This window comes from Photobacterium rosenbergii (assembly GCF_033022775.1).
GTDB classification, from domain to species: Bacteria; Pseudomonadota; Gammaproteobacteria; order Enterobacterales; family Vibrionaceae; genus Photobacterium; species Photobacterium rosenbergii_A.
Map to the genome: position 1 here is coordinate 14484 of NZ_JAWJZI010000031.1, position 13584 is coordinate 28067.

General features: G+C 49.2%; 13 protein-coding genes. 9 read left to right on the forward strand and 4 right to left on the reverse strand.

The features are described from left to right. Positions 1-113: 113 nt before the first annotated feature. Together ppa and R2X38_RS25880 are read left to right on the forward strand one after the other, a co-directional pair. On the forward strand, positions 114-644 hold the full coding sequence (gene ppa / locus R2X38_RS25875; RefSeq protein ID WP_317525235.1) for an inorganic diphosphatase: 531 nt from the start codon (positions 114-116) through the stop codon (positions 642-644). A 56-nt stretch (positions 645-700) separates the two neighbouring features. Further along, on the forward strand, positions 701-1069 hold the full coding sequence (locus R2X38_RS25880; protein ID WP_317525236.1) for a rhodanese-like domain-containing protein: 369 nt from the start codon (positions 701-703) through the stop codon (positions 1067-1069). Positions 1070-1082: 13 nt separating this feature from the next. On the opposite strand, the gene R2X38_RS25885 is transcribed toward R2X38_RS25880, so the two are convergent. The 3 genes from R2X38_RS25885 to R2X38_RS25895 are packed head-to-tail and all read right to left on the reverse strand — an operon-like array spanning position 1083 to position 6922. Continuing rightward, a complete protein-coding gene (locus tag R2X38_RS25885; protein WP_317525237.1) occupies positions 1083-1445 on the reverse strand; it encodes a gamma-glutamylcyclotransferase family protein in 363 nt (120 codons plus the stop codon). A 15-nt stretch (positions 1446-1460) separates the two neighbouring features. Further along, positions 1461-5210: a translocation/assembly module TamB domain-containing protein gene (locus R2X38_RS25890; protein WP_317525238.1), complete on the reverse strand. Its 3750-nt coding sequence runs from the start codon at positions 5208-5210 to the stop codon at positions 1461-1463. After that, positions 5207-6922 (reverse strand): autotransporter assembly complex family protein, encoded by a 1716-nt coding sequence (locus R2X38_RS25895; RefSeq protein WP_317525239.1) that lies wholly within the window; start codon positions 6920-6922, stop codon positions 5207-5209. The genes R2X38_RS25890 and R2X38_RS25895 overlap by 4 nt, the downstream gene beginning before the upstream one ends. A 173-nt stretch (positions 6923-7095) precedes the next feature. On the opposite strand from R2X38_RS25895, the gene msrA reads away from it, so the two are divergent. Then, a complete protein-coding gene (gene msrA, locus R2X38_RS25900) occupies positions 7096-7728 on the forward strand; it encodes a peptide-methionine (S)-S-oxide reductase MsrA (protein ID WP_317525240.1) in 633 nt (210 codons plus the stop codon). Here msrA and R2X38_RS25905 read toward each other — a convergent pair. Beyond that, complete coding sequence (locus R2X38_RS25905) at positions 7725-7934, reverse strand: DUF1107 domain-containing protein (RefSeq protein ID WP_317525241.1); 210 nt, start codon at positions 7932-7934, stop codon at positions 7725-7727. The two genes, msrA and R2X38_RS25905, sit on opposite strands and share 4 nt — an antisense overlap. A gap of 273 nt (positions 7935-8207) precedes the next feature. Here R2X38_RS25905 and R2X38_RS25910 point away from each other — a divergent pair, with 273 nt between their 5' ends. From R2X38_RS25910 to R2X38_RS25935, 6 genes are all read left to right on the forward strand, one after another. Then, positions 8208-8759 carry a YtfJ family protein gene (locus R2X38_RS25910; RefSeq protein WP_317525242.1) on the forward strand — a complete coding sequence of 184 codons (552 nt, stop codon included), beginning with the start codon at positions 8208-8210 and terminating at the stop codon, positions 8757-8759. A 445-nt stretch (positions 8760-9204) separates the two neighbouring features. Continuing rightward, the gene (gene zrgA, locus R2X38_RS25915; RefSeq protein ID WP_317525243.1) at positions 9205-9789 is read left to right on the forward strand and encodes a zinc uptake protein ZrgA; all 585 of its coding nucleotides are present in this window, start codon (positions 9205-9207) and stop codon (positions 9787-9789) included. A 49-nt stretch (positions 9790-9838) separates the two neighbouring features. After that, complete coding sequence (locus R2X38_RS25920; RefSeq protein ID WP_317525244.1) at positions 9839-10528, forward strand: ABC transporter ATP-binding protein; 690 nt, start codon at positions 9839-9841, stop codon at positions 10526-10528. Beyond that, positions 10528-11787 carry an ABC transporter permease gene (locus R2X38_RS25925; RefSeq protein WP_317525245.1) on the forward strand — a complete coding sequence of 420 codons (1260 nt, stop codon included), beginning with the start codon at positions 10528-10530 and terminating at the stop codon, positions 11785-11787. The genes R2X38_RS25920 and R2X38_RS25925 overlap by 1 nt, the downstream gene beginning before the upstream one ends. Before the next feature lie 4 nt (positions 11788-11791). Further along, positions 11792-12274: a DUF3299 domain-containing protein gene (locus R2X38_RS25930; RefSeq protein ID WP_317525246.1), complete on the forward strand. Its 483-nt coding sequence runs from the start codon at positions 11792-11794 to the stop codon at positions 12272-12274. Positions 12275-12327: 53 nt separating this feature from the next. After that, positions 12328-13182: a TIGR03899 family protein gene (locus R2X38_RS25935; RefSeq protein ID WP_317525247.1), complete on the forward strand. Its 855-nt coding sequence runs from the start codon at positions 12328-12330 to the stop codon at positions 13180-13182. Positions 13183-13584: the final 402 nt, after the last annotated feature.

A 13584-nucleotide genomic window follows, 5' to 3' on the forward strand; every position in this document is an offset into this window, starting at 1 on the left:
TTCTGTTACACCACTCCCTACAACTTATTGCTATTAGACAATAAAAGAAGGATGTTGGTATTATAATTTCAACATCCCCCAACAATTGATTAACCTAGCAAAAGGAAGAGACGATGAGCCTGAATCAGGTCCCAGCTGGAAAGGACATACCCGAAGATATCTATGTTGTCATTGAAATCCCTGCCAATGCCGACCCTATCAAATACGAGGTCGACAAAGACAGTGGCGCTGTTTTCGTAGACCGCTTTATGTCTACCCCAATGTTCTACCCTTGTAACTATGGTTATGTAAACCACACCCTCTCCCTCGATGGTGACCCGGTAGATGTGTTGGTCCCAACCCCTTATCCGCTGGTACCGGGCTCGGTGATCCGCTGCCGCCCAGTTGGCGTGCTGAAGATGTCGGATGAATCCGGAGAAGATGCCAAAGTTGTTGCCGTTCCTCACAGCAAGTTGACCAAAGAATACGATCACGTTCAGGATGTCGATGATCTACCTGAGCTGTTAAAAGCACAAATCACCCACTTCTTCGAGCGCTATAAAGAGCTTGAACCGGGTAAATGGGTGAAAGTGGAAGGCTGGGCAGATGCCGCTGCCGCCAAGGAAGAGATCCTTGAATCATTCAAGCGCGCCCAGGAAAAATAATTGCTAACGAAATAATATCCCGGGCAAAAAGCCCGGGACTGTAATGAGGTAACCCTATGCGAAGGCCGTTGATAGCCATTACTATATTGTTAGGCTCAATTACCAACCAGGCGTTTGCAGAAGTCGTGACACCAGAGGAGTTCTGGCAATCCTATAATGGTACCCATTCAGGGAAGCCACTGATCATTGATGTCCGAACTCATGAAGAGTTCATCGGCGGCCATCTTCCAGGAGCTATCAATATTCCTTACGATAAAATTGAGTTACTGACCACTTTTGCGCCGGACAAGAGCCAATCCCTATTTATCTACTGCCGTTCAGGCCGACGCTCCGGCATCGCAGAAACAACCTTGAATAAGCTGGGCTACCCCAATATCTATAATGGCGAAAGCTATCAGGCATTGGCTGAGACAATGCCCGAGTAAAACACTAAAATAATTACGCCGATATTTTTCTTTTCCGAAAACACCAATCTCCATGTCCAATGACAGGCAAGCCTGACACTGACTGGTTATATAGATATATCCATGCCTTACCGTAAGACGTCTCGACCTCAACCCGGTCGTACTCCACCGGGTATTCCTCGAGCCAGTCAAGGTCGCGTAAAATTGCCTCGTTAATTTGGTAAACTTCACCAAACAATGGGGCCCCGTTGCGGGACGCAACTGCCGCAGGATATGCCTCCAAAGCATAGAGCAAATAGTCTGGTGGCAAGCACTCATCACCCAGTTTCACCGCCTCTCTGAGGAGGTAGGCATTATCCTCTCCCTCACGAAGGGTCCCATAAACAAAGACTTTCACGCTACATCCTGTCCATTAGTTAAACTCAAACTGATACAGCAAGTCCGCTGCACTATCCAAACCTGATACGACTTCCACATACAGATCTTTCATCAGGCGATAGCGCACGGTAAATTCCGGGATAGAGTTGAAAATCCCCACTCCATACTTCACCTGAAGGCCAGGGGCAATATAGCCACTGATGGTCACCTGGGTATCATCGCCAGAGCCCGCAGTATCGAGTGACAGATCCTGCACGCCAAACGCTTCACCGACATTGCCCACCAGTTGGCCACTTTTCGCCAGCCCCATACTCAATAGCGTTGCTGCCATGGCGTCATTGCTGTCAGACTCGCTGTCCAGATCCCTTCCTCGTAAAATATAGGATAGGGCATTCTGCTGCGGCATCGCCGGATCAGAGAATATCTTCACCTTCGGTTCGTCTGCCGGTCCCGTCACCCTTAGACCAGCAATCACATCATCCTCAATGTTATTGGGATCCCTGATCGCCTCGATCGATAAATAAGGTTGATCAGCCGGGCCATTGAATAAGATCTGACCTTTGCGGATCACCAACTCTTGGGCAAACGAGCGGTAGGTACCATTGCGCAGGTTCACCTCACCGTATACCAGCGGTCCTTTTTCATCCTGGCGGACATTGAGATCCCCCACCAAACCGGCTTTCAGGCCAAATGCAGAGAGTTTGACGTCACTCCCAATACGCACCAAGACATCGGTCTTGATATTAAACGGGATCGGCTTCTCCGTCTCAACCGGCTGCATATCTTCATTCAGTAAAATTTCATCATCCGATACCGCGACCGCCGACTCCGGTAACTGATCCACCGTGATCCGTCCCCACGGAATGACAATTCGCCCGGTGATTTCCGCTTGGTTAGGTGCTGCCTTGATGACCAAGTCCGGCGATACCTTGACCGCCAGCAGAGGCGGCACCGTCACTTCGAGCTCACGGCCATTGACCCCGAGCTGCCCTCGCCAGTTAGCCAGATCCTGCCAGTTACCATCACCGGTGATGTTCAGCTTACCATCCGGTGTGACCACCTCGCCGCTTAGCCGGGCCTGGTAGCCGCTGAACGTCGCCGTGATATCCGCCCTGTCAATATCAACGGGTATGGTCTGCCCTGACGCCTTGACATTGCTGATCTTGAGCAAACCATTCACCGCCGGATGCATCATTGGCCCCGTCACCGAAATATCAGCATCTACCGCTCCGTCAAAGGTATGGTAATCCTTCAGCAGGGGTTTCAAAAAACCCAGCATCAAGCGGTCTAGCTTCAAGCGGGCATCCAGTTGCTGATCGCCGCTCAGGGGAGCAATCTTGGCTCGGCCACTTAAGTCGCCATTATCTCGAATGGCAAACAGCCAATCGGCATTCAGGGTGTCTTGCTTCACTTCCGCGTTAATCGTCACCTTGTCCCAGCCGACCGTTACCGGCTCCAAATCGGGATCCTGTTGCTGGGTCACACTCCCGGCCGGCAACTCGACGCTGGCTTTGACATACGGCGCCGACTTCGGCGCCCATACCACTTCGGCCTGCGCTTCCGCGCTACCTTTTAGCGCTATGGTGTCCGGCAGGTAAGGCTCTAGCATCGCGAAATCAACATTGCTGAGCGCCACATTGGCGCGACCGCTTGCCCCGGCCTCCATATTCTGGGTCAGGCAGAGAGCCGCTCTCCCTTTCTCTTGCTCCCAGCAATGCGCCGCGACGCTCGCTAGCTGCGTCTCAAACCGGTAGCCAATCGCAGTAGAACGATCAAGCTTCCATATACCCAGCTCGGTATCTATTTCCCCTTGCTGGAGCGCACCACGCCACCCTTTGTCCCTGTCGAGCTCCCCCTGAAGGCGCAATGTCGTGCTGACAGGTTCGGCGTTCACATCCAGCACTAACTGATGCTGCTTTTCGCTTCCTTGGAACAATAGTGAGAGCTCGTTGAGGGTAAACGTATCATAACGCCCTCCCGAAGCGGTTAGGCTAACATCGGCATCCAGCAGCGGCATTGGGGTGATCTCCCCTTTCAGAGTTAGCTTATCTAGCGAAGCCAACTCTTCCCACCCCAAGGCTTCGCCAACCAAATCAACATCCAAGTCGGGCTCTGCCATTTTGCCTTTCAGCTGTACGCTGCCCAGAACGCTACCTCGCAGCCCTGGCAGGGATTGGGACAGAGCGGGGGCATTAATTTCCGCAGCCATATCCCAGGTCTTGGTCAAGCGGCCTTTAGCCGAAAAGCCGTTGGGGCCATGCTTCAGCGCCAGCCCTTGCGTATCGAGCTGAATGTCGCCTTTGCCGGAGGTGTCTTTTGCTGAAAGCTGGCCGTTTAGATCAAGCCGCTGCCCCATCACCTCGCCATCGACCACCAGCTCCGGCAACTCAACAAACCAACCGCCTTGTTGGGTCAGCCCGCCAGAGGTCTTTAGGTTACCACTCAAGTCACCCGGTACATCTTGCCACTCTAAACCTGGCTGGATATGACTAAAGGCAAGCTCTCCCTGCCAGCTTACCAAGTCTTTCCAACTTGCCTTGGCGTTACCGGAGATCTTCCCCCCCAATGTATCGATACTTAGGCGGCTTAACTCCACATCTTCAAGCGTTCCCTTGCCGACAAGCTCAGCACCAACCGCAGGCATTGGCTTACCATCAATCTGGCTGCCTAGCGTAAAGCTATACCCTTCAAGGCTGCCTTTCGCCGTCAATTTCGTTTCTTTCACCTCGAAGTCTGGCTCGCTGTCGATGGGCCATTGCAAATGCTGGCTATCAAGGGAAAGATCAAAAGGCAGTGCTGGATCTAGTGGTGACAATTGCCCTTTCAACCAGGCATCAAGCGTCCCTTTTACCCGGGCATCCAGTATCAAATTGGCCACACTGCCTTGTGCATTGAGATCTAGTTCATGGTTTTCTATCGGTGCCATATGGACAGCAATCCCAGCCTTCAGCGCCAGAGGGTAATCCCCTGTCAGTGCAATCGTAGCATCCGCATTCAGATCGGCCTGCGGTGCTGACATCTCCAGCTTTTCAACCACAACATCACTGCCCTTTGCCGAGGCGACCAGTTCAAGCTTTTGCACGGTCTGGGGCGTTTCACCATGAAGGGTAAAGTCTTCAACAGTAAAACGCTGGATGACAACAGACAGAGGGATACTGACTTCAGGCAACACTATCGGCTCAGAGGGACTCTCCTGAGACTCTGTTACTTCTGCTGTGTCGTTGCTTGCTGGAGCAAGTGTGAGTTCTATCTTCTTCCAATCAGTCGGCTTGAGGGTCAACTCATTCCCTACCATTTCCGCAGCGCTGGAAAAATGATGCCATCCGACTTTGTTTCCTAGGACGTCAAGCTCAATGTCATCAAGTACCAAGCGAGAAAGCGTAACAGGGATCGGCAAGCTGATCTCGGTGATCGGCTCCGAGGCGACATCATCTTCGACTTCTTCTGAGGCAGGAGGTAATTGCGGCATTGAGAAGCGCACACCACTGACTGCAAGATTGGAGATGCAGACCGCCGGGGTCAACAAGCAGCTGTCTTCGATATCCAAGACCAGCTGTGATACCGCGAGCTCTATGCTGTCATCGTTATAGTTGACCTGTTGGAGGGAGAAACCATTTAGCAAGCTACCTTGAGCACCGCCAATACTGAGGGCCGGCAGCACTTTCTGCGCCCCCCAGACAGCAACTTTGATCCCTGCGGGGGTATACAGCAGGGCTGCTACGGCAATCACCAACACCATCAACAATGCCAACAAGGCGATGGCAGAGCGCTTTACCCAAATCATATTTCTGGCCCCAATACAAAGTGGAGCTGGAACTTGTCTTTTTCTTTGTCCAGACCCCAAGCAAAATCAACACGGATAGGCCCAACAGGCGATGCCCATCGAACGCCTACTCCGGTACCCGCGACCCACTCGGGGCTGTCATTCCAGGCTGAGCCGTAGTCATAAAACACCGCTCCCCACCAATCACCATATACACGGTACTGGTATTCAAGCGTGGAAGTGAGCATATACTTACCCCCTTCCCTGAGCCCCACTTCATTACGCGGTGAAATTGACTCATAGCTGTACCCGCGCAGGCTGTTATCGCCCCCGACAAAAAAGCGCATAGAAGGTGGGATATCTTCCAGTCTATCGGCGATCACTGCACCGCCATCCAGCCGGAACAAACCGCGGTGATCTTCTCCTGCACTGCGAATCCAAGCTGAACGCCCCCGCAATCGTGTCAAGCGGCTATCAGAGCCCAAAACAGGATCGGAGTATTCAATCGAGATCAGCTGCTTATCCCCCCAAGTCGGCATTGCACCACCTCGAAGTCGGGTTTTGTCATAACTGATCCCCGGGATCACCATAAACAGGTTGCCACTCTCAATTCTTCCCTGGGTATAGTCTTCATAAAGCAAACGCATTGAGGCTATTCGTTTCCAGCCTGACTCCAAACGCCAATGGCGCTCTACCGCCAAGTTGGTTTCGGTACTGACGGTGTCATGGTTATCGACATAGCGGATCCCGCCTACAATTTGGTAGTAGTCGTTCAGGACATCATCCAGCGGGATTTTATAGGTTGCCTCGATCTTAGGCTGGATTTCAGATAATTCCGTTTTGATACTCAAGCTGTGACCTTTGCTATTAAGCCACGGCTTGCGCCAGTTGAATTTCAGGCGCGGGCCAACATCGGTCGAAAAACCGATACCGGTTTCAATTTGGTTTTTTACTTGTGGTTTGACGACCACACTGACAGGGATTTCGTCATCCTTGATATTGGCAATCTCACCGCCGACAAATATGGATGAGAACCAACCGACATTAGACAAACGCTGGTTAAACTCTCCCAACATTGAGGCGAGGTATGGGTCCCCCTCCTCATAAGGCATGAGTGACTCCAGGCGATCCAATTCAATCTGGCTACCTTCAAAAACGGTTTCGCCAAAGTTATAGCGCTGGCCAGAGGCGTACTCGATAGTAATAAATGCTTCGTTGCGGCTCGGTGCCACCTCTAGACGGCTGGCTATCAATTCGCCATCAAAGTAGCCCTTTCTCAAGGCTAAGCTGGCTAACGAAGACTTCAATGATTCGTATTTTCCATGATTGAGCGTTTCTCCTAGCCCAACCCCGCTGGTGCGCACCAAGGCAAGAAAGTCGGGATCATTCTTTGCCATACCGGTCAAAACAATATTGCTGCGTGCTATCGTGGTTTCTGGCCCTGCATCAACATTAACGACCAGTTCACTGCCATCATCAGCTTCGGAAAAAGAAATAGTGGGGTTATATCGCCCCAAGGCTTTTAAGGCATCGCGGATCTCCCCTTCTAGCTGCTCGCGAAAGCGCAGGGAGGTGTTGTAATCATTTTCCGGGATAGCTGACACATAAGCCTCAACATTGTCCTCGAGGCTTCCTTTTAACCCTTTTATTGTCAAAGAGGTCGCGGCTGAAGCCGGTATAGCAACGGTGAGCGCAAATGTTGCTAGGCCATACCGCAAAAAAGGTTTCTTCATTCTATTTACTTCATTGGTTAGCGCATTATTTTTTTATCTTTGTGCATGGTTAATTTTGACAAAGCACGGCTCTAACTGCCAATCTTTTGCTTCGAAAATCCACTTAAGTTGAATGTATCCCGTGTTTCCTCTACTTTGAACTAAGTCCATGGCAGCAAAATAAGGAAATAACCATGTCGCCAGTCAAACAAACCTTACCCACAGAAAGCCAAGCCCTGATCGGTAGGGCCACGCCCATTGTTCCCTCGCTCCCCCATGCGGTTAACGGGACACTGCTGAATGACGATATCCCTGACAATATGGAAGTACTCACTATTGGGATGGGATGCTTCTGGGGTGCCGAGAGACTGTTCTGGCAACAAGATGGGGTTTACAGTACTTCTGTAGGCTACAGCGGCGGCCTAACTCCGAATCCAACCTATGAAGAGGTGTGTACCGGGCGAACAGGTCACAACGAAGTCGTCAGGGTGATCTTTGACCCAAGAAAAATAAGCCTGGATACCTTGCTCACCCTGTTCTGGGAAAAACACGACCCAACCCAAGGGATGCGCCAAGGCAACGATATAGGTACCCAGTACCGATCTGCCATCTATACCCATTCAGATAAACAACAACAGGCAGCCCTCGAGAGCCAAGCCCTCTATCAACAAGCGCTTGGCGATACCGCTATCACTACCGAGATCCTGCCAGCCGGCACTTTCTACTTCGCTGAAGATTACCACCAGCAATACCTAGCTAAGAACCCCAATGGTTACTGCGGGCTAGGTGGTACCGGCATCTGCATGCCACCACAGCAAAAAAGTTAGACTGCTTCAGCACTAAGGAGCTGGATCTCCCGGTTAACTTCGCTAAGTACATTCAGCGCCTTAGTATCTTGCTTTTTGGGCGGTAGCAAACGGCCACGGTCAAATTCAAAAGCACCAACGCCTATAATGAATAACCGCCCCCTAAAGTAACTTTTAACATAGCGAGCAACTTGATTTGGTCGATATTGTTTGAATACTCTTAACATGGTTCCCTCACAAAATTACTATCAATATAGACCTTGAAAATCCCCAGATGTTTCCTTTTTCCAAGACTACCTGAATGGATAAAACAATAAGCAAGTTACTTGCCAGTTAAAGGATGTTTATCAAACTAATTTTCAGAGCACCAAGCCGCTCACCAAAATACGCACTTTGTTTTATATTTTCGTGATAAAGTTCAAGGCTTTACAAACTGGTTAAACCAGCTTGCTATCACTAATCTAAGATAATGGCGCGTCTAATAAATAATGGAAATAAAGATGAACAAGAAGCCAATTTTCGCCATGCTGGCCATGCTGCTACCAGGGACTGTATTTGCCCATAATCTCACTGTCGGTGAACCACTTCCGAACGCAGTGGTTGCGGACAAAGGTGAAATTACCCTACAAGATGACAAAATTGTCTATCAAGAATGGAACAGCAATCAGCTAGCAGGTAAGGTGAGGGTACTCCAAGCCATCGCAGGCCGCAGCTCGGCCAAGGCAATGAATGCCGATCTAATGAGTGCTATCACTGCAGCGGACTTCCCAGATGATCAGTACCAAACTACAACAATTATCAACCAAGATGATGCTATCTGGGGCACAGGGAGCTTCGTAAAATCATCTGCCGAAGACAGTAAGAAAGAGTTTTCCTGGTCTTCCATGGTTCTTGATGCCAATGGCAGTGTTCATGACTCATGGCAGCTAGCTGCTGAAAGCTCCGCCATCATTGTTCTTGATAAAAACAGCCAAGTACTGTTTGTAAAAGAAGGCAAGCTAACAGAACAAGAAATTAATCAAGCCCTTGAACTGGTGAAAAGCAACCTTTAAGGCGGCTTAACAGCCCCCAAATAAGCATAAAATGATAATGAAGGCCATACTCTAGCAACAGTAGTAATGTTATATTGTTACACCACATGGATATGGCTTTTATTTTATCAAAGTGAATCTTGCACAGCGTTGGACACCCAGACTAAGCCTTTTACTCATTAGCCTGATCATTATCATCGGGCCGGTCACTGTATTGCACCAACTTGAGGCAAGTACTGATCATCACCACGCCATCGACTGCTCTATCTGCCATATTGTTCATGACAGCTTCCATAGCCAAACCACTCTCCTAGCTGCCCCGATAAATCACTTATCAGTAATGGCCACCCAGGAGACAGAAAAGGGCTTCCCGCAATACCTTCCCCCAATAGCACGTTCACCTCCAATACATTGAATTTTTTTATTCAGAGACTTTTAAATCATTAACTAAATTTTTGGGGTAACCATGCGTTTTAATCAATCTCTTTCACCTATTGCCACTTTGTTCGTCACCCTTGGTCTGGCAGCCTCTGGCTCAGCCGCTGCGGATGATCACTTCCGTCAACATGACGCCCACGTTCACGGCGTCGTTGAAGTGAACATCGCCCAGGATGGCCAAGACTTATTAATGGAAATTCACGCGCCAGGTGCCGATATTGTCGGCTTTGAGCACGCACCTCAAACTGACGAGCAAAAAGCGGCGATTGAAAACGCAATCACGAAGCTAAAAGCTCCAGGGGAAACTTGGATGCTAACGGCAAGTGCACAATGTAAATTGGTAGATAGCCAAGTCACAGAAACGCTATCCTCCCAAGAAGATGATGCTCACGACCATGATGAGCAAGATCATGACGACCATGACCATGGTGCCCACGGTGAGTTCTCGGCACAATACACCTACAAGTGTGGTGATATTAATCAGTTAACTGAAATCAAAACCCAATGGTTTACGCATTTCCCAACCACCGAGCGAATTACCGTAAACGCGATTACGGACAAAGGACAAAAAGGTGGCTCGCTAACGTCAAGCACGACCACTTTCCGTTTCTAATTCAAAAGTAACCCAAATGGGGAAGCAATTCCCCATTTTAGGACAGACCATGAGCATCATTGAGATCCGCGAACTCACATTCCAATGGCCCCGCCAGACCCAGCCATTACTGGATATCCCTTCATTGGTGGTTAACCAAGGTGAAAAAGTTTTCATCAAAGGCCCTAGCGGCAGTGGTAAATCAAGCCTCCTGAGCTTGTTAGCCGGCATAAACGAACCGACATCGGGGAGCATTGAACTTCTAGGGCAATCATTCAGCAGCCTAAAGCCGACAGCTAGAGATCGTTTTCGGGCCGACCATATTGGTTACATCTTCCAGATGTTCAACCTGCTGCCTTACTTATCAGTGATTGATAATGTTCTTCTCCCTTGCCGTTTCTCAGCACTACGGAAGCAGCAAATAAACGGAGGAATGTTTGAGCAGGCAAAACAATTACTGTCCCAACTTCACCTACCGGATGAATGCCTAGAGCGCCCTATCAGTGAACTCAGTATCGGGCAGCAGCAACGAGTCGCAGCCGCGAGAGCCTTGATTGGCAAGCCGAAGCTGTTAATCGCCGATGAGCCGACCTCGGCACTGGATCATGATAACCGTGAAGCTTTCATCAAGTTGCTAATGGCGGAATGCGATAAGTCTGGCACCACACTACTCTTTGTCAGCCACGATGAAACACTCGAGCCGCTTTTTGATCGCAGCATCAATCTAAACACCATTAACCAAGCAGCAGGGAGACAATAATGGGAGCGATCATTCGCCTGGCCTGGCAAAGTCTGGCTAACCGAAAAGCCACCGCAATTTTGACATTGTTAACCGTTGCCATCTCAGTCACCCTTCTACTTGGCGTTGAAAAAGTCAGAACTCAGGCCAAGTCGAGCTTTGCCAATACGATTTCAGAAACCGACCTGATTGTTGGTTCTCGCTCTGGCCAGGTTAACCTGCTTCTCTATTCCGTATTTAGGATCGGTAACGCGACCAACAATATTGATTGGCAAAGCTTCCAAGAAATCAGCCAGCATCGCTCCGTAAAGTGGGCTATTCCAATTTCCCTGGGAGATTCGCACCGCGGCTTCCGGGTCATCGGTACCAATGGAGATTACTTTAAGCATTACCGGTACGGGCAGAAGCAACCTCTCGAACTCGCCCAGGGCGAAGTCTTCGATAGCCTTTTCGAAACCGTCATCGGTGCTGATGTTGCAAGAAAACTCGACTACAACATCGGTGATGAGATCATAATTGCCCACGGTATCAGCGATCAATCTTTTAATCGCCATGACAACCTGCCATTTAAAATTGTAGGGATCCTAGAACCGACAGGAACGCCGGTAGATCGCAGTGTACATGTCTCGCTGCCCGCGATAGAAGCCATTCATGTTGGTTGGGAAAGTGGTGCGCGCCTTGGGCCAACACCGGATGCGGATTTACTTGCTGCGCAACAGTTTGAACCTAAACAAATCACGGCTTTTATGCTTGGCCTTAATTCCAAAATTCAAACCTTTGCCCTACAACGCTACATCAATACCTATACCAAAGAGCCACTCAGTGCCATTATGCCGGGTATCGCCCTGCATGAGTTGTGGGGCATGATGTCTGTCGCTGAGCAAGCTTTATTGGTGGTTTCAGGGTTTGTCGTCATCGCAGGACTGCTGGGTATGCTAACCAGCTTATTGACCAGCCTGAATGAAAGGCGCCGGGAGATGGCAATTCTCCGCGCTATGGGTGCAAGACCCGGGCATATCTTCTTCCTGCTAACCAGTGAAGCGACATTACTGACTGCACTGGGTGTCGTCGTCGGTACCTCTTTGCTGTACTTGATATTATTTATCACCCAACCGATCATTCAGTCACAATTTGGTTTGCTAATCCCGATCACAGCACCTACTAGCTATGAACTGTTGTTGTTATTACTTGTGCAGTTAGCTGGTATGCTAGTCGGTATCATTCCTGCTATCCGCGCCTATCGACATTCGCTCTCGGATGGCATGACAATCAAGGTATAAATAGATGAAAAAATGGCTACTCGCTCTTTGCTGCTGGTTTCCACTACTCAGCTTTGCCAATGAGCCTTTGACACTGGACTGGATTGATCTCGTACCGGAAAAAGAACGAGCTCAATTCAACGCAAACCAAATGCCCATACTCAACCATGATGGCGATGCAGCCAAGCAGTCTATGATTGGTAATGTCAGGGAAGAGCTCAATGGAAGCACCGTTAAGATCCCTGGGTTTGTGATCCCACTAGAAGGGGATGATAAAGCAGTAACCGAGTTTCTTTTGGTACCTTATTTTGGAGCCTGTATCCACGTACCACCACCACCGCCAAATCAAATTGTATATGTGAAGTTCCCCAAAGGCGCTCCTATCCAACAACTGTGGGATGTGGTTTACGTGGTTGGTACACTAAAGACCCAGCCTGTTAGCCACGAGCTTGCCGAAGTCGGTTATTTGCTTGAAGGTACAGCCTTAGAAGACTACGACGATATGTGATCTCATTTAGCCAGCCTTTATGGCTGGCTTTTTTACACTTAAGGGTGATCCCAATGGAAGGCGAAAGCAAAGTCCCCGCTCCCCTAGAACCACAAATATCAGAAAAAGAAAAAACCAAAACGACTCCCCCCAGTATCATTGCGAATATGGCAGAAGAGCTTGGAGTTTGCTTCCTCATCACCAAAGAGGGAGCTAAAACGATATCAGAAAGGTATGAGGATAGGCTCAAAAAGGAACATCACCTCCAACAGGAAAGCTTAGAAAAAATCTTCAAACTCGCTTTTGATAATACTCATCCCGAGAAAGCTAAACAGATTGACCCGGATTGGCTGAGCTACTTCACCGCCATAGCCAAAACGATTCGCAATAACTCTATGCAACAGCTCTGGAGTCGTATCCTTCGCCAAGAATCTCTTACTCCAGGCTCAGTCTCCCTGAAAACACTCGATACACTCCGAAGTATGACCCATAAAGAAGCCCAGGTGTTTCATCGAGCGTGTACACTTTCATGCCACTTTGGCACGGATAAAAGTAAAAAGATCCTAACGGCATTAAAGGCAAGGCATAAATTTTTTCCTAGCCTTTTTACTCCAACACTGCATAAAGTCTCACTAGGCAATTTTTCACTGCCATACTCTGATCTTCTGATTTTGCTGGAGCTAGGCTTAATCCTAAAAAGTGAATTAGAATCGGGAGAGCTCGCTTCAGGCGCTCCTCTACCCTTTAGTTACCAAAATCATACCTATCAACTAACTCCGCACCAAAAAGGGCTGAGTTTCACCTATTACCGCCTATCGCCAACAGGCCAAGAGATTGCCGATCTACTGGGAAGCAAGACACACGAACCTTTTAGGGAAACCATTCTAGAGTTATTAGCGCCATTTTTTATGGTTGAAAGCCATCAATAGACCACACCCTTAGGTACTATCTAATAATTCACAGCAAAGTCCTGCTATAAAATGCAGGGCTTTTTTGCGGTTAGTAAAACGACTCATGCCCACTCACACATAACCCAAACACTAAGGCCAATTCAGCCTTTCAAAATGACTGGCGATATAGATGAGTCGTCGAAAAACCGAGTTGAACAAATAGATAGGGATTACTGTAAAGCATCTCTAGTAAGAAGCGGAGGGCCGGGGTCGCGCACGACCGGGACTCAAGCCGAAGGCTCGTGAGAGTCCCTTTTCCATGCTACAGATAGCAAAAAACCCCAGCCTTTCGACTGAGGTTTCTTTAATAAGTGGCGGAGCGGACGGGACTCGAACCCGCGACCCCCGGCGTGACAGGCCGGTATTCTAACCAACTGAACT

Excerpts from the sequence above, each read along its gene's own strand:
- ppa (WP_317525235.1), top strand. The coding sequence starts at position 114 with ATGAGCCTGAATCAGGTCCCAGCTGGAAAGGACATACCCGAAGATATC.
- R2X38_RS25880 (WP_317525236.1), top strand. The coding sequence starts at position 701 with ATGCGAAGGCCGTTGATAGCCATTACTATATTGTTAGGCTCAATTACC.
- R2X38_RS25890 (WP_317525238.1), bottom strand. The coding sequence starts at position 5,210 with ATGATTTGGGTAAAGCGCTCTGCCATCGCCTTGTTGGCATTGTTGATG.
- R2X38_RS25895 (WP_317525239.1), bottom strand. The coding sequence starts at position 6,922 with ATGAAGAAACCTTTTTTGCGGTATGGCCTAGCAACATTTGCGCTCACC.
- msrA (WP_317525240.1), top strand. The coding sequence starts at position 7,096 with ATGTCGCCAGTCAAACAAACCTTACCCACAGAAAGCCAAGCCCTGATC.
- R2X38_RS25905 (WP_317525241.1), bottom strand. The coding sequence starts at position 7,934 with ATGTTAAGAGTATTCAAACAATATCGACCAAATCAAGTTGCTCGCTAT.
- R2X38_RS25910 (WP_317525242.1), top strand. The coding sequence starts at position 8,208 with ATGAACAAGAAGCCAATTTTCGCCATGCTGGCCATGCTGCTACCAGGG.
- zrgA (WP_317525243.1), top strand. The coding sequence starts at position 9,205 with ATGCGTTTTAATCAATCTCTTTCACCTATTGCCACTTTGTTCGTCACC.
- R2X38_RS25920 (WP_317525244.1), top strand. The coding sequence starts at position 9,839 with ATGAGCATCATTGAGATCCGCGAACTCACATTCCAATGGCCCCGCCAG.
- R2X38_RS25925 (WP_317525245.1), top strand. The coding sequence starts at position 10,528 with ATGGGAGCGATCATTCGCCTGGCCTGGCAAAGTCTGGCTAACCGAAAA.
- R2X38_RS25930 (WP_317525246.1), top strand. The coding sequence starts at position 11,792 with ATGAAAAAATGGCTACTCGCTCTTTGCTGCTGGTTTCCACTACTCAGC.
- R2X38_RS25935 (WP_317525247.1), top strand. The coding sequence starts at position 12,328 with ATGGAAGGCGAAAGCAAAGTCCCCGCTCCCCTAGAACCACAAATATCA.